This is a genomic window from Erysipelatoclostridium sp. AM42-17 (genome assembly GCF_003480255.1).
Lineage (GTDB): Bacteria > Bacillota_I > Bacilli_A > Erysipelotrichales > Coprobacillaceae > Faecalibacillus.
Genome location: NZ_QUIN01000016.1, coordinates 24,359 through 44,518, shown reverse-complemented (window position 1 = coordinate 44,518; position 20,160 = coordinate 24,359). Strand labels below are relative to the sequence as shown.

General features: G+C 31.0%; 20 protein-coding genes and 1 riboswitch. Of the genes, 2 read left to right on the top strand and 18 right to left on the bottom strand.

From position 1 onward, the window contains the following. Window positions 1–17: 17 nt before the first annotated feature. The 5 genes from DW911_RS07185 to DW911_RS07165 all read right to left on the bottom strand — a co-directional run bounded on the left by DW911_RS07185 (window position 18) and on the right by DW911_RS07165 (window position 4,561). A complete protein-coding gene (locus DW911_RS07185; protein WP_118431264.1) occupies window positions 18–272 on the bottom strand; it encodes a hypothetical protein in 255 nt (84 codons plus the stop codon). 66 nt (window positions 273–338) lie between these two features. Continuing rightward, window positions 339–1,145, bottom strand: coding sequence for an HAD family hydrolase (locus DW911_RS07180; protein WP_118607647.1), 807 nt, complete (start codon window positions 1,143–1,145; stop codon window positions 339–341). Window positions 1,146–1,231: 86 nt separating this feature from the next. Then, entirely contained in the window at window positions 1,232–2,656 is a 1,425-nt protein-coding gene (gene thiD / locus DW911_RS11350; protein WP_118431268.1) for a bifunctional hydroxymethylpyrimidine kinase/phosphomethylpyrimidine kinase, read from the bottom strand. Continuing rightward, on the bottom strand, window positions 2,643–3,461 hold the full coding sequence (thiM, locus tag DW911_RS07170; protein WP_118431270.1) for a hydroxyethylthiazole kinase: 819 nt from the start codon (window positions 3,459–3,461) through the stop codon (window positions 2,643–2,645). Before thiM ends, thiD begins: the two co-directional genes overlap by 14 nt. Before the next feature lie 45 nt (window positions 3,462–3,506). After that, window positions 3,507–3,612, bottom strand: a riboswitch (TPP riboswitch). 37 nt (window positions 3,613–3,649) lie between these two features. Further along, window positions 3,650–4,561 carry an AEC family transporter gene (locus DW911_RS07165; protein WP_118431272.1) on the bottom strand — a complete coding sequence of 304 codons (912 nt, stop codon included), beginning with the start codon at window positions 4,559–4,561 and terminating at the stop codon, window positions 3,650–3,652. 123 nt (window positions 4,562–4,684) lie between these two features. On the opposite strand from DW911_RS07165, the gene DW911_RS07160 reads away from it, so the two are divergent. After that, window positions 4,685–4,978, top strand: a complete 294-nt coding sequence (locus DW911_RS07160) for a hypothetical protein (protein ID WP_118431274.1) — start codon at window positions 4,685–4,687, stop codon at window positions 4,976–4,978. A gap of 74 nt (window positions 4,979–5,052) precedes the next feature. Then, the gene (locus tag DW911_RS07155) at window positions 5,053–7,239 is read left to right on the top strand and encodes a GGDEF domain-containing protein (RefSeq protein ID WP_118607646.1); all 2,187 of its coding nucleotides are present in this window, start codon (window positions 5,053–5,055) and stop codon (window positions 7,237–7,239) included. 2 nt (window positions 7,240–7,241) lie between these two features. Here DW911_RS07155 and DW911_RS07150 read toward each other — a convergent pair whose 3' ends face one another. From DW911_RS07150 to DW911_RS10925, 13 genes are all read right to left on the bottom strand, one after another. Further along, window positions 7,242–7,919: an ABC transporter ATP-binding protein gene (locus tag DW911_RS07150; RefSeq protein ID WP_118431278.1), complete on the bottom strand. Its 678-nt coding sequence runs from the start codon at window positions 7,917–7,919 to the stop codon at window positions 7,242–7,244. Between the two features lies 1 nt (window position 7,920). Further along, complete coding sequence (locus tag DW911_RS07145; protein ID WP_118431280.1) at window positions 7,921–9,270, bottom strand: ABC transporter permease; 1,350 nt, start codon at window positions 9,268–9,270, stop codon at window positions 7,921–7,923. Between the two features lie 112 nt (window positions 9,271–9,382). Further along, entirely contained in the window at window positions 9,383–10,144 is a 762-nt protein-coding gene (locus DW911_RS07140; RefSeq protein ID WP_118431282.1) for a transporter substrate-binding domain-containing protein, read from the bottom strand. 46 nt (window positions 10,145–10,190) lie between these two features. Beyond that, window positions 10,191–10,928: an amino acid ABC transporter ATP-binding protein gene (locus DW911_RS07135; RefSeq protein WP_118607645.1), complete on the bottom strand. Its 738-nt coding sequence runs from the start codon at window positions 10,926–10,928 to the stop codon at window positions 10,191–10,193. Then, complete coding sequence (locus DW911_RS07130; protein WP_199589015.1) at window positions 10,918–11,616, bottom strand: amino acid ABC transporter permease; 699 nt, start codon at window positions 11,614–11,616, stop codon at window positions 10,918–10,920. The genes DW911_RS07135 and DW911_RS07130 overlap by 11 nt, the downstream gene beginning before the upstream one ends. Window positions 11,617–11,732: 116 nt before the next feature. Then, the gene (locus tag DW911_RS07125) at window positions 11,733–12,614 is read right to left on the bottom strand and encodes a LysR family transcriptional regulator (protein ID WP_118431288.1); all 882 of its coding nucleotides are present in this window, start codon (window positions 12,612–12,614) and stop codon (window positions 11,733–11,735) included. A 9-nt stretch (window positions 12,615–12,623) separates the two neighbouring features. Continuing rightward, complete coding sequence (locus DW911_RS07120; protein WP_118607644.1) at window positions 12,624–13,418, bottom strand: N-formylglutamate amidohydrolase; 795 nt, start codon at window positions 13,416–13,418, stop codon at window positions 12,624–12,626. A gap of 3 nt (window positions 13,419–13,421) precedes the next feature. Further along, window positions 13,422–14,759, bottom strand: coding sequence for an MATE family efflux transporter (locus DW911_RS07115; protein WP_118431292.1), 1,338 nt, complete (start codon window positions 14,757–14,759; stop codon window positions 13,422–13,424). Then, window positions 14,752–15,282: a GNAT family N-acetyltransferase gene (locus DW911_RS07110; protein ID WP_118431294.1), complete on the bottom strand. Its 531-nt coding sequence runs from the start codon at window positions 15,280–15,282 to the stop codon at window positions 14,752–14,754. The genes DW911_RS07115 and DW911_RS07110 overlap by 8 nt, the downstream gene beginning before the upstream one ends. A gap of 1 nt (window position 15,283) precedes the next feature. Then, window positions 15,284–15,631 (bottom strand): GNAT family N-acetyltransferase, encoded by a 348-nt coding sequence (locus DW911_RS07105; protein ID WP_118607643.1) that lies wholly within the window; start codon window positions 15,629–15,631, stop codon window positions 15,284–15,286. Between the two features lie 288 nt (window positions 15,632–15,919). Then, the gene (gene feoB, locus DW911_RS07100) at window positions 15,920–18,265 is read right to left on the bottom strand and encodes a ferrous iron transport protein B (protein WP_118607642.1); all 2,346 of its coding nucleotides are present in this window, start codon (window positions 18,263–18,265) and stop codon (window positions 15,920–15,922) included. A 71-nt stretch (window positions 18,266–18,336) separates the two neighbouring features. Then, entirely contained in the window at window positions 18,337–19,887 is a 1,551-nt protein-coding gene (locus tag DW911_RS07095) for a hypothetical protein (RefSeq protein WP_118607641.1), read from the bottom strand. Window positions 19,888–19,944: 57 nt separating this feature from the next. Next, entirely contained in the window at window positions 19,945–20,121 is a 177-nt protein-coding gene (locus DW911_RS10925) for a hypothetical protein (protein ID WP_158575441.1), read from the bottom strand. Window positions 20,122–20,160: the final 39 nt, after the last annotated feature.

Genomic DNA, 20,160 nt, shown 5'->3' with positions numbered 1-20,160 from the left:
CATCTGACGATGCTTTTTTATTTGCTTGTGTTTTGCCAATAGTTTTGAATGTTTTTCACTTCATTATCATTAATTCTCAAGATATGTTCTTTTCTATCGTTAATATAATTATCTCTTGCACGAATACTGCTAAAGTATTTAGAACATCCTTGAATATGATTTTCATCGAGTATTTCAATAAACATTTTTGATTCTTCTACTCGATAGACTTTCTTTGGATAATTATTATGATCTTTATTATCCATGTCCTTAAAATATAATGCACATTCCATAAAAAATTCACCTCATGAATATCATTATACCAATTAGATTTTTAAATAACAGTCTTGACATATGTATTATTCACAAAACAATATTTTTAATATCTCTTCTAAACCATTTTCTCTAATAGATTTACAAATAATGTTGGCTTTTTCTTTTAATAGAGAACAGGCATTGCCCATTGCAACTCCTACATGACAATATTCAACCATTTCTAAATCATTTTCGCCATCACCAAAGGCATAAGTCGCTTCTTGATCTAGATGATAATAATCTAATACTTTTTGAATTCCTGTTGCTTTGGAAATAGTAGGTGAATAAAACTCAAATGCATTATCACTACCATGTTCATCATAGTTAATCACATATCCAAAATGTTTTTTGATATATTCTTCTATTTTGTCTTTATCTTGATTTGTTACATTTGCTTCTATTTTCAATACTTTTTTTAACACTTCATCACGATTAAACTTTGTTGTAAATAAATCATCATTATGTCTTAAATTAACAAAAAATTGATAAAGTTCTTGATGACGAGGATCAATATAAAGATGATGGGCTGTTGCAATCATATAATCACATTTTAACTCTTCTAACATCTTTACTGTTTGCATAGATAAATCATAATCCATTCTATTTTCATAGATTGATTGTCCATCAATTTCTACATATGCACCATTAGTAAGAATATAACCATCAAATGTTCCATCACACCATTTATCTTCTAACATAGCTTTAGGTCTGCCACTACAGATAAATAATTTATGTCCTTGTGCTTTAAGTTTCAATAATTGTTCTTTTACTCCTTGAGGAATGTCCATAATTCCTGCTTGCGACCATATTAATGTTCCATCAATATCAAAAAATAATACTTTTTGTTTCATACTTTCACCTCAAAAAAAGTATATCATAATGTTTTTTTATCTCTTTATATTTTCTAAATTAAAAAAACAAGATAAAAATATCTTGTTTATTTTAATTTATATCCATGGTCCATAGGTCCTTGACCACTACCCAAATCTAAATTTTCTTGTAAACATCCAGAAATATAATCTTTAGCTTTTTTGATTGCATCATGTAAGTTATCACCTTTGGCTAAGTTAGAAGCAATGGCACTTGATAAAGTACATCCTGTCCCATGGGTATTTTGGTTATCAATTTTTTTCCCTTTAAACCATGTAAAGTGATGACCGTCGTATAATAAATCATTAGCGTCATTAATTTGATGTCCACCTTTAACTAAAATGGCACATTGATATTTTTCACTCATAATTTGAGCTGCTTTTTTCATATCTTCTTCATTTTTAATTTCTATATCAGACAAAATCATTGCTTCGGGAATATTAGGAGTGAGAACTGTTGCTAAAGAAAATAAGTAATCTTTAAGTACGTTAATTGCATCATCATTAAGTAATTTTGCCCCACTGGTTGCTACCATGACGGGATCAATCACAATATTATAAACGGGATATTGGTGTAATTTATCAGCAATAACCTTAATGAGTGATCCTTTGGACACCATACCTATTTTTACTGCTTCAGGATAGATATCTTGAAAAATACTATCTAACTGTAAAGCAAGAAAATCAGGTGTCACATCTAAAATACCGGCTACTCCTGCTGTATTTTGAGCAGTTAAAGCCGTAATCGCACTCATACCATAAACATGATGTGCTAACATGGTTTTTAAGTCTGCCTGAATGCCTGCACCACCACTACTATCACTTCCAGCTATTGTTAAAGCACTATGAATTTGGGGATGAACAATTCTTTGTGTTTTTTGTTTTAAAATTTCACTACTACCTTGAATATCATCACTCGCAAAAATAGCACTGACAATAGCGACACCATCAATACCACTACCGGTTAATGATAAAATATTGTGTTCATTAATACCCCCAATGGCTACAACAGGAATATCAATTTGTTGACAAATCTCTTTTAATGTTTTTAAAGAAACCGCATCAGCATCATCTTTAGTTGCGGTTGTAAAAATAGCACCAACACCTAAATAATCTGCTCCCCCATCATAAGCCATCTTAGCTTCATTTAAATCATGAGCCGATACACCAATAATCTTATCAGGTCCTAAGATATCTCTTGCCTTCTTTAAATCTAAATCATCTTGACCAATATGTACACCATCAGCATCAATTTCCTTAGCTAATTGAACATCATCATTAATAATAAGTGGCACTTGATATTGTTTACACAATACTTGAATTTGTTTTGCTTCTTGTAAAAAAGATTCATGATCTAAATCTTTTTCACGAATTTGTACCATTGTTGTTCCCCCTTTAAGGGTTTGTTCTACCTGTTGATACAAAGTTTGATTTTTTAACCATCTACGATCAGTTACCGCATATAATAATAAATCATTCTTATTTAATTTCATATTTAGCTCCTGCTTGTAAAATATATCCATCCATATGATTCACTGCATCAATAATACGATTACGATAAGTGGCATTTCCTTCAAATGACTGTAGATGTGTTTTAGCGATTTCACCTGCTAATCCCATTTGGCATACTGCTGCGACACATGCTTTTAATGGTGTTTTAGGATTAGCTGTAATATAAGCTGTCATTAACCCTGATAATTGACATCCAGTACCTGTAATCGCACTCATTTCTTTTTCCCCGTTATAAATAACATAACATTCTTTTCCATCACTTACTAAGTCAATTGCTCCTGTGACAGCGATAATGGCATTCATTTTTTGAGCATATTCTTTTACGAAAGCAACGTTTTGTTCTAGGTTATCTTGAGTAACGGCATCCATTTCACTCGCATCTACACCATGGGTATTTCCTTGGTTTAAAGCAAGTGTTTTAATTTCTGAAATATTTCCTCTAATAACTGAAAATTGAACTTCTTCGATTAATTTTAGTGCAGTTTGAGTTCTTAAAGTACTGGCTCCTACTCCTACTGGGTCTAATAAGACAAGATGATTTAATTCATTTGCTTTTTTTCCTGCCTTGATCATAGATTGAATTGTTCTATGATTTAAAGTTCCAATATTAATATTTAAACCATTACAAATGGAAGTAATTTCTTCGACTTCCCCTTCATCATCAGCCATAATAGGGCTTGCCCCTACAGCTAAAATCATATTGGCCACATCATTAACAGTTACATAATTTGTAATGTTATGAATAAGTGGTCTTTTTTTCTTTACGTTTTCTAATTGTTCTTTCATTGTGTTCTCCTTTTATTTATAAAAAAACAGAGAACCTGAAAAGAATCTCTGTCCTATGTATCGTTCCTACGTTGGCATTATCCAAATCAGGTTATGGGTCTAAGTTTACAACTTACTCTCAGCCTGTCTACAAGCTCCCCTGTTTATTTATATTGTACTCTTATTATAGGGGCTTTCCCTTATTTTGTCTAGGCACCCAAGATAAATAACATGATAGGAATTGTTATCAATGATAATAATGTAGAAAGAGCAACACCTGAAGAAGCTACTTGAACATTACCATTATATTCATTTGCTCCCATGGCTACCATTGAACCTACTGGCATACCGATTGAAATAGTCGCAATTTTAATAATCATCATATCTTGCGTTAAAAAACTTGCGAGAAAGAAAACAAATAGGGGTGCTGCGACTAATCTTAACACTGTAATAAAATATAAACTTTTATCTTTTAGTACCTCAAGTATTGGATAATCACCAATAGATGCACCAATAGAAATCATAGATAGTGGGGTAACAAGTGAACCAACAAAGTTAAGAGATTCACTTATAGGGGTTGGTAATGAATAGGCTGTAAAATATAATACTATCGCTAAAATAGATGAAATGACACCTGGGGTAACCAATTGTTTAATTTCAAATTTAAAATCTCCTTCACCATCTTTAGCCAGTAAATAAGCTCCCAGTGTAAAGAATAAAAGATTATAAGGCATATGGAGTAATGTATTATAGAATACAGCTTGATTGCCAAACATTGATTGTAAAATAGGCAAAGCCATAAAACCACAATTAGAAAACATAAGCATACAAATATATGTTTTTTGATAATCAGCTTTTAATGGTAATACTTTAACTAAAATAAAACTAATAATGGGCATCGCAATATAGATAACTAAACCTACTGTTAATAATTCTATCGCTAAATGATTATTTCCACTTTTCATTGAAGCAACTGATCCAACAATTAAACATGGATTGGCAATTTGAATAATTAAAGAAGAAATACTTTTATTTACTTTCGTATTTAAAATATCTTTTTTATTTAATACAAAACCAATAATAATCGCAAAAAACAATTTACACATTGTATTTAAAATCATGATTTCCACCCCACTAATAATTTTTTATTACATTATAACTAAATTGTAAATTTATGTAAATAATTGAGTCATGATAAGCATAAATTCTTTTAGTTTGTAAAAAATAAAAGAGGAGGTGAGAGAATGAAACTTTGTTTAACATCTGGTAATTATCATGTTTTTTCATTGATGATTCAAAATCATCAAGATTCCCGTATTAAAATTAAAAACAGTTATCAATTAGATTATGATCTCATTTTAGAAATTGATACGACTTTAAAATTAGAACATGTTCTATCTATTTTAAAGCATGAATTACGTTATTCTCCTTTTATGTATCTTTGTCCTTTATTTCAACTAATCCCTTATCATCAAAGAGCTAAAATAGGTCTTCAAATTCCTTCTTTAACATCTAAAAATCAACTTGCTTTTCAATAAGACTTACTCGTGTAAGTCTTATTGTGTAAGCGCTTAATCAGTGGTATAATAGTGGTATTCGGAGGTGATTTAAAATGAAGAAACGTCCTCGTGTTGGTCTCCTTATTTGCTCAGATTCTCATTATTTATCTAAGATAACACGTGGAGCCCATGCTGCCTGTCTTGAAATGGATGCTGATTTTATCATTTTAAATGGTGGAAAGATAAAAGAAAACCAAGAACTTGATCATTATCAAAAATCTATTGTTTATCAATACGCTAATGTTATGGATCTTGATTTTTTATTAATTCCCTATTCATCAATATGTCCAGAAAATAATGATATAGCTAAAGCATTTTTAAAATCATTTGAAGTACCTATTATTATTTTAAATCAACCTTCACCACTATATAGTTCTGTATCATATAATAATTTTTCCGGAACCAAAGAAGCTGTTGATTATATGATTGAAAATTGTGGATGTCTTCATCTTGGGATGATCAGTGGTAAAAAAGACTCACATGGTTCTATTGAAAGGGTTGAAGCCTTTAAAACCTCTTTAAAAAACCACACTTTGGCTATTCAAGATGATGATATTCTTTATGCATCCGATTATACGAAAAATCATAATGAACTTATCCGTGACTGGCTTATTTTACATCCCTATATAGATGGGATTATGTGTGCATCTGATGAACTGGCACTTTGTTTGTATCAACAGGTTAATGCTGTGACAAATAAAAAGATTGGTCGAGATATCTTTATTTGTGGCTTTGATGATGAACCTATTGCTGCTCATTGTATCCCTTTATTATCTTCATGCCACACTGATCCTTCTTATTTAGGTTATATGGGAGCGATTGAGGGATTATCCACTTTAAAAAAAGATAAACACTTTCATAAAACAATTGATACGTTCTTTATTCCTCGAGAATCTGTTGGTTATAATGCGCAAACTGAAGATTATTTATATCGTTTTTTACTTGATTGTAAAGAATCTCACTTACCAGTAGATTATGTCGCTAGTGGTATTACTAATTATGTATTTGATAATCGTTTAGTTTATCATTTGCCAATTAAAGATAATGTCAATCAATTATTTACTTTATTACTCACTGTTCATGAAGATCAGTTAGTTGATACTTCAACAAAAAGAGATATGAGTCAAATAATTGAAGGTATTTTTACTTATGATTTACTTAATTATATTGATATTGAAAGGTTTTTAAGTGCAACTTCTTTTGTTTTAGATTGTTATCATTCACATCAAAAAAATGTTCATCTCTTTTATCGAAAAATCTATTCAAAAATCATTACTTCTTATCATATGATTATTTCTAAAAGAGAATTACATTATCATGAAGAATTTACTAATTTAAATAAAGTAAATCGTGAAAGCGCACTGGTGAATAAATACAATCATATTTTTGATGTACTCGCTAATAACTTACAACATTTTGGTGTAAAGAATGCGAAGTTATATCTTTATCAAGAAATGATTCCTTACTATCATAATAAACCATTTGAGCTACCTGATAAGGTATATTTAAAACTTAAAATAGAAAATCAACAAGTGATACCTTGTTCTCAACAAGCTTATTATCTTCATAATATATTTAATGATATTAAACCTTATCAGTTAATTTCTGCTATTTATTCTAACGACTATCAAATTGGTTTCTTTATTTCAGATTTATCTTTAGATCAATCTGAATTGATTGATTATATTTCAAGTCAAATAGGTTCTTCTTTGCATTTCTCTGCTGCAGTAAATAAATTAAAACAATTCTCTACTACTGATACGCTTACTGGTTTATTAAATCGTAGAGGTCTTATAGAATCTGCACATCGTCTTTTAAATTCATTAAACGAAAAAGAAAATGCTTATTTCTTTTTAGCTGATATTGATCGACTTAAATATATTAATGATAATTTTGGACATAAATATGGTGATGAAGCCATTAAAGTAGCAACACATATTATTAATCGTATTTTTAAAGATAATAGTGTTATTGGTCGTATTGGTGGTGATGAATTTGTAGTTATCTTTAAATGTGCAGGAACATCATTTATCAATCACTTTAAACAGACAATTGAAGATGTCACCTTAAGTGAAAATCATCATCATCATTTACCTTTTAAAACAACTGTTTCTTATGGTATTTCAGTCATTGATGTTAATCATTCCCAATTAGATTTAACCCAAATGATTAATGATGCGGATGCTTTAATGTATGAACGTAAGAAAAAGAAAAAAATGAAAAATCCTATAACAAATTAAGCTTATTGAAAATAATCAATAAGCTTTTCATTTTTTATTTTTAATTGTTGATCACACATTGAAGCTAATGTGAGTGAGTGACTAACAATAATCACACATTTATTTTCTTGATGTGCTAATTCAATAAATAATTTCATGACTTCTAATGCATTATCTTCATCTAGATTACCAGTAGGTTCATCAGCTAATATCAAATCAGTATCCTTGACAATCGCTCTAGCAATAGCGACTCTTTGTTGTTGTCCACCTGATAATTTTCTCACATCTCTTAAAGCCATATCTTTAGAGATTCCTAATTGATCAAGTATTTGTAAGCAATACTCTTTTTTATTTTTTATTTTTTTATGAGCGATATCTAAAGCTAACATCACATTATCCAAAGCATTCATATAATAAATAAGATTATAAGACTGAAATACGATCGTCATTTTTTCTTTACGATACTTAGTTAAACCTATTTGACTTATATCTTCTTGTTTATATAAGATTTTTCCTTCTTGAGGACTATCTAAACCTGAGGCTAATGCCAGAGTTGTTGTTTTCCCACTCCCACTAGATCCCACTATAGCATAGACCTTCCCTTTTTCAAATGAATAAGAAGTATCTTTTAAAACAGGATGATCATCTTGTCCATCAGGATATGAATAACTTACATTTTTGAATTCTAATAAAGATTCCATACTATCCTTCCTTTCTCGTTAGTATTTCTCTTGGTGAGAGTCTTAATATGTAGGTTGCTGGAACAATGATTGAAACAACACATACTGCTCCAGTAATCGCAAATAATTCAATGACATTATCTGATGTAATGGATACATCCAGTTCTTTTTGTTGATCTTGTTTATTATTATCCATATGTTGAGGACCACCATTTTGTTGAACAGTTTGACTACTTTCCATGACTTGATAAATAGAATTGGCTGCTACTTTACCAGTACCCAACGAAATAACAATGGCTATCACTGCAATCACTAATATTTCTAATAATTGTTGTAAGATAATTTTAACCTTAGTTTGTCCAAGTGATAATAAAACACCAAATTCATAATAACGATTTCTAATCGTTAAAGCTAAAATTAAACATAAAATAGCACTTCCTCCAATAACAATAATCCATACAAATAACTGAGCATAAGATTTCATATTTTCTAATGAAGAAGCATTTTGTTTATACATTTGATCATTTGTTTCTAAAGAATAAGTATTAAAATCAATACTTGTTTTCTTTTTAGCTAATTTAACAAAACTATCTGCATTTTTAGGATCATCTAAATAATAAGTGGCTGATGTTAAATTCTCACTACTATTAGATAAGGTTTGTCCTACAGATAAACCGGTATAAATGGTATTAACAGGATTATTAAAATGAGCATCTCCTATTTGCATATTGTCTGATGATTGTATTTCATAAATACCTATAACTGTTAATTCTTGACTTATCTTTTGATCATTCACTGTTGTATATACTGTAAAAGTATCACCCACACTTAAGTTATTATCACTTGCCAGATTCTTTTCAATTACACAGTTTTGACTACTACTATCCTTTGCAGTGAGTAATCTACCTGATGTTAACTTGTATCTTTCATTAGTAAAAGAATCTAAGTATTTCATTGTCGTATTCGCACTAATCGTTAAATCTCCTTCGTCTTCTTTACGTCCTGGCATATTATTAGAAGATTCACTTTTAATGGCACTTACACTATCACTATTAGCAGAAGTAGAAATGGTATAGTTATAGTTTTTTACATATTTTAAATTCTTCACACTATCTGCCATCTCTAGTGTTATTTGATTACTTTGTTCATTTACTGCTTCTCCAGGTTGTCTATCTTGCATCATATTTTTAAAGTTAACTGTTAATGTCACATCATTACCTAGTTGACTTTGTAGCTGTTGCATTTCTTTATTAGACGCTGATTGAATTGACAGTCCAGCAATCACAAGATTTGTAATAAGTACAATGATAAAGAATAAGAGAATCGTTCTTCCTATATTCTTCTTTAAACTTAATAAAGCATTTTTTATCATATATTTTTACCTCCATCATCAATATACCAACCAATTCAATCAACAATACGGTACGAATATGGAAAAAATTGGTAAAAGAAAAAACGGTATCTCAAGATACCGCTTTTTTACATTATTCGTATTTAGCTAAGATTTTATCGTATTGACCATTTTTCTTTAAGTTAGCTAAACCTTTATTAAATTTCTTTAATAAATCAGCATTTTCACCTTTTAATACTGCAAATCCATAATAAGCAGGATTTTCATTACCACAAGGAGTATCAAAATCTAATTCACCTGTTTTAATCATATATTTTAATACTGGTGTATCTTCAAAACATGCTACAGCTTCACCAGATTTTACTTTTTCAAACATGAATGTTGATTCTTCAACAACTTCTAAGTTAAATCCATATTTATCTTTAATCTTTTGTGCATAAGCTAAACCAGCAGTACTTGTTTTAGCTACAACTGTTTTACCTTTTAAATCATCATAACTTTTAATACCCGAGTCTTTTTTAACACCCATTGAAACACCTGTTTCATAGTATTGTTTTGAAAAATCATATTTTTGTTTTCTTTCATCAGTAATTGTCATACCAGCAATAACACCATCTGCTTCCCCTGCTTCTAAGGCAGTACATGCGGCATCAAATCCTAATGAATTAATCTTAATTTTAAATTTTTGATCTTTAGCGATAGCACGAATTAAATCCATATCTACCCCTATTAATTTACCTTGATCATTTTCCATTTCAAATGGAGGATATGTTTTATCCGTAGCAATGATATATGTTTTTTCGCTACTTCCACTTGATGAACTACTTCCACAACCTGTTAATGAAATAGCCATTAATCCAGCTAACATTAACGCTCCTAATCTTTTCATTTTCATATTTCTCTTCCCCTTTCAATATATATCAACACATTTGTGTGATAACCTATAATACTTTATTTAAGAAATCTATCGTTCTTTGTTGTTTTGGATGATTAATCACTTCATGAGGATCACCTTGTTCTACAATATATCCCCCATCCATAAAGATGACTTTAGATCCTACTTCTCTAGCAAAGCCCATTTCATGAGTCACCACAACCATTGTCATTCCTTGACTTGCTAGATCTTTCATAACGGCTAATACTTCCCCTACCATTTCTGGATCTAAGGCACTTGTTGGTTCATCAAACAACATGATATCAGGATTCATTGCTAGTGATCTAGCGATAGCCACTCTTTGTTTTTGACCACCTGATAATTGACTTGGATAAGTTTCGGCTTTATCTTTTAAACCGACTCTATCTAATAAAGCTAAAGCTTTTTGTTCAGCTTCTTCTTTAGTCATTTTCTTTAATTGAACTGGTGCTAACATAATGTTTTCTTTCACTGTCATACGTGGAAATAAGTTAAAATGTTGAAATACCATTCCAATGTTTTCTCTTACTTTATTGATATCTAATTTTTCATCAGTAAGGTCATGCCCATCAATAATGACCTTACCGCCTGTGATTTCTTCCAAGCGATTTAAGCATCTTAAAAATGTTGATTTTCCTGATCCTGATGGACCAATTAAACAAATGACTTCCCCTTCTTTTATTTCTACTGAAATATCTTTTAAGACCTCTAATTGACCAAACTTCTTATTAAGATGTTGAACTGATACTTTTACATTATCTTCCATATGACAACCTCTTTTCTACAATTTTTGCGACTTTAGCTAGCACTGTACACATCACTAAATAATAGAGAGCCATCAAACAAAATAATGACATTGTTTGGCTTGTCCATGTGGAGGCAACTGTTTTCCCAACATTTGTAAGTTCAGCAAGCCCAATTGCTGATAATAAAGAAGTATCTTTAATTGAAATAATAAATTGATTAATAATGGATGGTAACATTGTTCTTAATGCCTGTGGTAAGACAACTTTTGTCATTGTTTTACTATATGGTAAACCAAGCGATCTTGCTGCTTCAATTTGTCCAATATCAACAGCTTCAATCCCCGCTCTAACGATTTCTGCCATATAAGCACCGGCATTTAATGATAATGCTACAACCCCAGCTCCAAATGTTCCCCCTAATCGAAGCCAAGAAAAACCAGTTGGTCTTAAGACCTGTGCAATACCGAAGTAAATAATTAAGATTTGAACTAACATCGGTGTTCCACGAATGATTACGATATAAATGTTACTGATAAATTTTAAGATTTTCATGATGATTGATTTACTTTTTGAAGTATTAATCAAACCTACAACGATCCCAATAATTGTCGCAAGAATTAAAGAGATAATTGATAATTCAATTGTAACGACAAAAGCATCATTAAATCTTGAAATGTATTTACCAATATTTTCAAAAAATACTGCCACGTTGATTCTCCTTTCCATCTATACCCATAATTTACACTTGTTTTTGTTATTTGTCAAAACTTTATATTGTTTTAATAAATTATTATTGAATGTATACAAAAAAATAAGTAACCTTGTTACTTATTCATTTCATTAAATAATTCAATTATTTTTTTCATAATAGCTGTTTGGGGACGATTCTTTTTCCAGGCAATAACTGTATTGGAATAAATAGGCGGTTCAATAGGAACGAATTTAATTTGTGGATAATATTGATTTGCTGATGTTCCTTCTACACATAATGCAGCCCCTAAATTCTTTTCAATAAAGGATGTCATGTTGGTACTCAAATTGAACGAACCAATAAAATGATAATCTTTATAATAATCTTGAGCCCAATGTCTTATTTCATCTTGAATTAATACTCTTTTCATATTAAAGAATAAGGGAATATCAATAAGATCTTGAGGATGTAATACATCCTTTTTAGAAAGTGGATGATCTGCATTAATCATAATACCCCATTTTTCTTTAAAAGGTAAACGAATATAATCAAAGCCATCTAAATCAACAGGTTCTAATAATAAACCGATATCTATTAAACCTTGATTGAGTTTTTCAATCACTAATTTAGCTTCAGCACAATAAAAATCAAATAAGATATGAGGATATTGTTTTTGACAATGACTTACTAATTGCGATAATAGTTCATTTGACGCCTGACAATCAGCCGTACCAATAGAAATCGTCCCTACTAATTCTTCTTCATAATTCAGTTCCGCAGTTGTTTTATCAATGAGATCTAAAATATCTTGCGCTCTTCTTTCAAATAGTTTACCAGCTTCAGTTAACTGAATTCCCTTTTTTCCTCTAATTAAAAGCTGTTGTCCAATACTTTCTTCTAATTGTGTTAATTGTCTAGAAAGCGTGGGCTGGGTAATATGTAATAATTCAGCACTTTTAGTAATATTCTTTTCTTTAGCGACCGTTAAAAAATAGTATAATAAACGTGTTTCCATAAGCCCTCCTTATTGAATATATTGAATAAAAGAATGAAAAAACTGTTGAAGTTTAAGACTGGTTTGTTGCATCAGTTCTTGATCAATCTCAGGAAATTCTTCCTTTCCAAAATATCTATCAGCAATATAACTCTTATATCTCATTTCTATTTGTAATGTTTCGACACTTTGACTAGCATGACTTTGTGTTATATAGCCTCCTTGAAATGGCTCATTATCAGTGACTTTCAAACCTTGTTTTTCTAATTCTTGATGAACAAAATTAAATAATGTTTTATTCATTGTTGTTTGTCTACGATTACCTAAGATAATATCACATCCTAAATCTGCTCCAAAACTATGTAAATCAATGAGATAAACATGATCAAAATACTTTTTCTTTTCACTTAAAGCATCTTTGATGGCTTGATGATAAGGCTGATAGTATAAGTTTATTCTTTGTTCAATTTCATCTTGAGATAAAGGATGTAAATACATGGGATCATCTAAAGTTGTATGCGTATAAATAAGATTCGTTTTATAACTGTCATTCAAACAATCTTGAAGTGAACGATTGGGATCAATGACATAGCGTGATATATGATTTTCAATGACTGTTATCTTCATTGCTTTTAAAAAATGATACACCTGCGGAATATACCAATCATTATTAGGCAAGATAACATCTTGAATAAGTTGATCTTTCATCTTTTGGGTAAGCCATGTGCCACTATGGGGCATAGATACAACAATAGGATAAAGATGTTGATCTTGATTATAAATAGTAAAAGGTTTTTGATGTAAGATAACAGGTAATTGGGTCATATTTTACTCCTTTAAATGTGTCTTTTTAAAATGACGATAATAGAAAATAAAAAGAATAGATGTAAAGGTCCAAGTAATTGGATAAGAAACAAGAACCCCTTTTAATGATGGAAAATATGGTGAAACAAAAGTAATCCAAATAACCCTTAGTACACAAATACCTAAACAAACTAATACCATTGGTTTAAACGATTCCCCACTTCCTCTCATTGTTCCTGAAAAGATTTCTACACAACAATATGTAAAATAAAATGGCATTAAAAATAACATGATACTTTGACATTCACTCACAATCTTCATATCACTAGAGAATAATCTTGTAATATAAGGACCTGAAAAACATAAAATTAAACTTAAAGATACTGCCATCGTTAAAGCAATGACTAATGCTGTTCTGGCTCCCTGTTTAATACGAGAATATATTTTAGCTCCATAGTTTTGTCCAACAAAGGTTGTAATCGAAGCCCCGATGGCTGCCATCACCATCCAGAATAAAGCATCTATTTTAATATAAACAGCCCAAGTTGCGATAATCATCGTTCCAAAAGCATTAATTTTTGTTTGTAATAATATATTAGCAATACTATACATCGTAGATTGAATGCCTGCTGGAGCACCAATTTTAATAATTTTCTTTAAAATAGGAAAATTAATTTTTAAGAGTTTTGTCTTTAATTGAAAACTTGTTTGACTTCTTAATAATTGTACAGTGACACAGATAGCACATACAGTTTGGGCAATAATCGTCGCAATGGCTGCTCCTTTAATACCCATATGTAAAACCACAACAAAAATATAGTCAAAAACAACATTGACAATACTACAAACAATTAAATAATATAGTGGTCTTTTAGAATCCCCTACAGCTCTTAAAATACCTGAACCAATATTATAAACAGCACCGGGAATCATGCCTAAAAAATAAAGTGACATATACATTGCAGAATCCCCTAAAATATCTTGAGGTACGCCAATCATGGATAAGCATGCTTTTGAACAAAATAGTCCAAATAACATCATGAAAATCCCACTAATAAAAGCCATCATATAAGATGTATGCACTGCCTGTGATACTTTTTGATCATCATGAGCCCCATAAAACTGCGCAATGACAACTGAGGCTCCCGTTGATAAACCGACATAGAACTGAACAATTAGATTGGTTAAGTTTCCTGTGGACCCTACTGCCGCAAGAGCATTCGTTCCACATGCTTGACCAACAATAATCGTATCAACTGTATTATAAAGTTGTTGAAAAAAAGTTCCTATTAAGATAGGAAAAAAGAAAAATAATAATTGTTTCCATATTACACCATGGGTAAAGTCTTGTTCTTTATTCATCTTCATCCTCCCCTGTTACATAATATTGATTAAAGACGTCTTGACCAAAATAATCTATGACCATCTCAAAGTATTCTTTTTTACTTACATAGCCTTGAAAATATAACATTTGATAAATCACTTTATTTTCAATTGTTTGATAATCAGCTAATTCAAATCCATTCTTTAAATAGAAATCTCTTCTTTTTACTTGTTCTTCATCATCACCGGCTTCAATATTTAAAATAATACGATGATATGGATAATGGTTTAAAACTGTCTTTAATATTTGACTGCCTAGACCACGTCCTCGATATTCTTCTTTTATCGCTAAGTAAAAAATAAAAACAATATCTTGATATTCGATTAAATAAATTAAGCCTACTTTTTTATGATGATGCAAAGCATAATAAAAATAAGCGTTGCGATGACGAGCCTGTTTTAATAAATGAGAAAAGGAAACCCGTTCATTTTCAGGAAAAGAAGCTTCATAAATAGCTTGTATTTCTTTTCTAACTTGACGATTGACATATTTTAATTGCATATTAAACCTCTTTTTTCATCCACATATGAGGGCATCCCTCATCATCTTCAATTTCTCCATAACCTACATATCCATACTTTTGATAAAAAGGCATCGCTTGAACTTGAGCATGTAATTTGATGACATGTCCCCCTAATCTTTTTATTTCATCTTGAGCATATTGTAACACTTTTCCCCCAAGATGTTGTTTTCTTAGTTCTTTTATTACTGCAACTCTGCCAATAATGTAAGCTTCATTTTCTTTATAAAAGCGACATGTAGCGACATGTTGATGATCTATAAACAATACAAGATGAAAACAATGATGATCTAGATCATCAAATTCATTTTGAAATCCTTGTTCTTGCATAAAGACTAATTCTCTAATTCTTTTGGCTTCTTGAGGTAAGTCTTGATATAACTGATATTCTATTTTACTTCCTCCTTTATTATGCGTATCATAACATATTTTGCGATATTTAAACGAAATAATTACATCAAAAAGTTAAATTCAATTCACATTTATTCTTTATTATCATAGGTGAAAGGAGATGAACCAAGCAATATAAAAACTATTCATAAATTTTCCCTTCCCTTAAATATATATAAATAGTTGAAAAAAACAGTTTCAAGCACCACCTTGAAGCTGTTTTTTTATTTAAAATATAAATAATATCATATGATAAACCACAAAAGAAGCCAACCAGGCAATCGCACATTGCCCAAAGACAACAATCAATGCCCATTTACCACCTAGTTCTCTTTTAATGGCGGCAATGGCTGCCACACATGGTGTATAAAGTAAACAAAAGATTAATAATGAAATAACAGCAGGTAAAGTTAAAGATGCAAGTAAGACTTGTGTTGATCCATATAAAATAGATAATGTCGATACGACACTTTCTTTAGCCATAAATCCTGATATTAATGCTGTAGAAATACGCCAATCACCAAATCCTAGAGGTTTAAATAATGGCGCAATATAACCAGCAATCAGTGCTAAAATACTATCTTTAGATTGCGTTACAATATTAAAACGCACATCAAATGTTTGTAAGAACCAAATAACCACTGTCGCTACAAAAATAACCGTAAATGCTCTTTGTAAGAAATCTTTTGCCTTTTCCCATAATAATTGACTTACATTTTTAATACCAGGCATACGATAATTAGGTAACTCCATGACAAACGGAACAGGTTCTCCTTTAAAGTATGTTCCTTTTAAAATCAATGCAAAAATAATTCCCATTACAATACCAAAAACATAAAGCATGATCATCAATAATGCACCTTTCCCCGGAAAAAAGATAGATGCAAAGAAAGCATAGATCGGTAACTTCGCTGAACATGACATAAATGGAGTTAAAATAATGGTCATTCTTCGATCTCGTCTTGATGATAATGTACGACTTGCCATCACTCCTGGTACAGTACAACCAAAACCAATTAACATTGGTACAATGCTTCTTCCTGATAAACCAATCTTTCTAAGTAACTTATCCATAATAAAAGCAACACGCGCCATATAACCACTATCTTCTAAAATAGATAAGAAAAAGAATAAAGTCACAATAATCGGTAAGAAACTCAAAACGGTTCCTACCCCATTAAAAACACCATCAATAATTAATGAATGTAAAGCTTCATTAATTTTCATACTTGTTAGAAACTGATCAGCGCATACTGTAACATAGTTCACACCCATCTCTAATACATTTTGTAAAAAGGCTCCAATAACGTTAAAAGTTAAACAGAACACAATCGCCATAATGCCAATAAAGGCTGGTATTCCGGTGTATTTTCCGGTTAAAATTTTATCTATCCTTTGACTTCTTAAACGTTCTTTACTTTCATGTGGTTTTTTGACAGTTTCTTTGCATATTTCACCAATAAAACCAAAACGCATACTGGCTATGGCAGCTGAACGGTCTAAACCACTTTCTTCCTCTAATTGAATATTAATATGTTCTAAAGTTTCTTTTTCATTTTGACTTAAGTTTAATTGATCAAGTAAGAGTTGATCCCCTTCTGCTAATTTAGTCGCTACAAAGCGTAAAGGAATCCCTGAATCACGGGCATGATCTTCTATTAAATGTTCTATCGCATGAACACATCTTTCTACTGCTTGATCACGTTTATTTTGATCATGTTTGAAGATTTGTGGTCTTTCTTGATAACGGGCTACATGTAAAACATGACTAATTAATTCTTCTATTCCTTCTCCTTTAGCGGCTGAAATAGGAATAACCGGAACACCTAACAAGGCTTCTAGTTCATTAATAAGCACTGTTCCTCCATTACCTAGCATTTCATCCATCATATTTAAAGCTACAACCATCGGCATATCTAATTCAATTAACTGCATGGTAAGATATAAGTTTCTTTCAATATTTGTAGCGTCAACAATATCAATAATGGCTTTTGGTTTTTCTTTTAATAAAAAGTTTCTCGTTACAATTTCTTCACTACTATAAGGAGACATAGAATAAATACCCGGTAAATCGGTAATTAAAGTTTGGGGATAACCTTTAATTATCCCATCTTTTCGATCTACAGTAACCCCAGGAAAGTTCCCTACGTGTTGGTTAGATCCTGTTAATTGGTTGAATAATGTTGTTTTTCCACAGTTTTGATTTCCTACTAACGCAAATGTTAGTTTTTCATTTTCACCATAAACAGGTTTTTGATTCTTTTTTAATGATTCATTACTTTCTCCATATCCTGGATGTTGTTTGATTAATTTATTTTCATTAATCACATCTTCAATTTGATTTTCATCCGTTATTTCTTGAACTTCTATTTTTTGAGCATCATCCTTACGAATAGTTAATTCATAACCATGGATTTTAATTTCAATAGGATCCCCCATAGGGGCATATTTCACTACCGTCACTTTGGTTCCTTGAATTAATCCCATATCTAAGAAATGTTGCCTTAATGCGCCAGTTCCCCCTACAGAAACAATAGTCGCACTTTTCCCTATTGCCAAATTTCCTAATTTCATCTTTTCACACCTTCCGCTATAATGGTAACTTTGTCCACTTCAAAAAGCAACAAAAAAAGGCATGAAAGCCTTTATTTTGCTGGAGTTAAAATACCTCCATTTGATAATGTGATTGTTTGACCATTTAACCAACTATTAGCACTGCTATCATAATAGATTGTATGCCCATTATCTTGAATTAATGACAAGTCATTATTTTCTAAAGTAAGGGTTGTTATATAACTATCACCTGTTACATTCCATGAAGATGTACTATCTAATGATATATTCACATCTTTAGCTGTGTTTTGACTATTGACCGTTCCTTTTAACGTACTGCTTTTTAATACTAAATCTACACTAGAAATCGCATCAACTTCAATATTACCAGTTAATGTTTGATTAGTTGCATTAAAAGTAACCGTTCCACCATTACTTCCTTGTTGTCCCCATTCACCATCATTGCCACTTACTTTTAATAAAGTACCACTACCATAATTTAACTTCGTATTTTCTAAATTAATAACTGCATTCGTATTGGTTACAAAAAACATCGGGGAAGATTGATAAACACTTGATTTTTTAGATATTGAAAGAGTTGTATCTTTAGCACTAAATGTACCGGTACCACTACTTGCATCACCCGACATACTTTGATATATCATAACCCCACAATTATCAATACCATCATCTGTTCTTCCCATACCATAACTTGTGAGTTTTGTTTTATTTAAAGTAATACTGTTTTTCCCTTCAATGACAGCACAAGAAGAATTGGTTGCTAAACCTTGACTATTTGTCACTGTAATCTTACCAGTTGAATAAATACAAGGTGATCCTTTACCGGCAGTATTTAAAGTAGAGTTTTTAGCCGTAATCGTTCCTTCACCACGATCTGTCGCTAATGCAGCACAATGACTCCCTTGAGTTGAAATAGAGACCTTATTGGCGTTAATCGTTCCTCCATAAGTTGCATCTAATCCTCTAGAAGAATCTCCGGTTGTTTTAATTGTGGTATTGCTGACAGTAATTTTGGCATTTTCACCTGTAGCAAAAAGGGCATTAGCACCACTGGCACTTGTTTCTATAGTTGTATCTTTAATTGTAGCACTGCTTCCTTTTTGTACTAAAACACCAGCATTAAGACCATAAAACTCACTATTTTCAGTGTTAGAAGTATCACCGGTTTTCTTTAATTTTAAAGAGGAGGCTGTTAAGGAGCCTCCATCACTTACCGTAATTGTTGATTGGTCACTTGATGAAGATGTAATCGTCTTATGAGTTAAATTCTTTTCATTCGTTACATCAACAACACCATCGCTATCTATCTGCGTTATTTGACTTTGTCCTTGATCTCCATTATTCATTATCATGGAATTACTTGTAAGCACAATTGCTAGAACTAAACCAATTGTCCCAATTACATTAATAATTGCATAAAGAGCAGTTGGTTTTGCCCCTGAAAAAGTTTGTCCTAATGTTTTTGTTCCTGCTTTAGACATAATCAAATAAGTTAAAGCTAACATAAAGACAGCACTGCTTACACTAATTAATACAATTTGTAGCACAGATAATGATGCACTTTGACTTGCAGCCTGTCCATTACTTGGTTGCATACCATTTTGTTGACTTTGTCCTGGCATACTAGAAGGACTGTTTTGATTAGTTTGATTGTCTTGATTTTGACCATTTTGATTTGATTAACTATCTTGACTACCATTTTGACTATTTCCTGGCATTTGTGGAGGTGTTCCATTTGTATTTTCACCTACACTTACATTTTGATGCTGACTTGCGTAATAAACAGTTCCACCAATAGTAGAAATTGATGCAATCATACAAATAATACTTATTATGAGTGATATTCTTTTTTTCATATTCACTTCCTCCTTACAAACAACATTTTACCCATCATA

What these genes read in the sequence shown, in the direction of transcription:
- DW911_RS07185 (WP_118431264.1), bottom strand. Translation starts at nt 272, where the DNA reads ATGGAATGTGCATTATATTTTAAGGACATGGATAATAAAGATCATAAT.
- DW911_RS07180 (WP_118607647.1), bottom strand. Translation starts at nt 1,145, where the DNA reads ATGAAACAAAAAGTATTATTTTTTGATATTGATGGAACATTAATATGG.
- thiD (WP_118431268.1), bottom strand. Translation starts at nt 2,656, where the DNA reads ATGAAATTAAATAAGAATGATTTATTATTATATGCGGTAACTGATCGT.
- thiM (WP_118431270.1), bottom strand. Translation starts at nt 3,461, where the DNA reads ATGAAAGAACAATTAGAAAACGTAAAGAAAAAAAGACCACTTATTCAT.
- DW911_RS07165 (WP_118431272.1), bottom strand. Translation starts at nt 4,561, where the DNA reads ATGATTTTAAATACAATGTGTAAATTGTTTTTTGCGATTATTATTGGT.
- DW911_RS07160 (WP_118431274.1), top strand. Translation starts at nt 4,685, where the DNA reads ATGAAACTTTGTTTAACATCTGGTAATTATCATGTTTTTTCATTGATG.
- DW911_RS07155 (WP_118607646.1), top strand. Translation starts at nt 5,053, where the DNA reads ATGAAGAAACGTCCTCGTGTTGGTCTCCTTATTTGCTCAGATTCTCAT.
- DW911_RS07150 (WP_118431278.1), bottom strand. Translation starts at nt 7,919, where the DNA reads ATGGAATCTTTATTAGAATTCAAAAATGTAAGTTATTCATATCCTGAT.
- DW911_RS07145 (WP_118431280.1), bottom strand. Translation starts at nt 9,270, where the DNA reads ATGATAAAAAATGCTTTATTAAGTTTAAAGAAGAATATAGGAAGAACG.
- DW911_RS07140 (WP_118431282.1), bottom strand. Translation starts at nt 10,144, where the DNA reads ATGAAAATGAAAAGATTAGGAGCGTTAATGTTAGCTGGATTAATGGCT.
- DW911_RS07135 (WP_118607645.1), bottom strand. Translation starts at nt 10,928, where the DNA reads ATGGAAGATAATGTAAAAGTATCAGTTCAACATCTTAATAAGAAGTTT.
- DW911_RS07125 (WP_118431288.1), bottom strand. Translation starts at nt 12,614, where the DNA reads ATGGAAACACGTTTATTATACTATTTTTTAACGGTCGCTAAAGAAAAG.
- DW911_RS07120 (WP_118607644.1), bottom strand. Translation starts at nt 13,418, where the DNA reads ATGACCCAATTACCTGTTATCTTACATCAAAAACCTTTTACTATTTAT.
- DW911_RS07115 (WP_118431292.1), bottom strand. Translation starts at nt 14,759, where the DNA reads ATGAATAAAGAACAAGACTTTACCCATGGTGTAATATGGAAACAATTA.
- DW911_RS07110 (WP_118431294.1), bottom strand. Translation starts at nt 15,282, where the DNA reads ATGCAATTAAAATATGTCAATCGTCAAGTTAGAAAAGAAATACAAGCT.
- DW911_RS07105 (WP_118607643.1), bottom strand. Translation starts at nt 15,631, where the DNA reads ATGCAAGAACAAGGATTTCAAAATGAATTTGATGATCTAGATCATCAT.
- feoB (WP_118607642.1), bottom strand. Translation starts at nt 18,265, where the DNA reads ATGAAATTAGGAAATTTGGCAATAGGGAAAAGTGCGACTATTGTTTCT.
- DW911_RS07095 (WP_118607641.1), bottom strand. Translation starts at nt 19,887, where the DNA reads ATGCCAGGACAAAGTCAACAAAATGGTATGCAACCAAGTAATGGACAG.
- DW911_RS10925 (WP_158575441.1), bottom strand. Translation starts at nt 20,121, where the DNA reads ATGAAAAAAAGAATATCACTCATAATAAGTATTATTTGTATGATTGCA.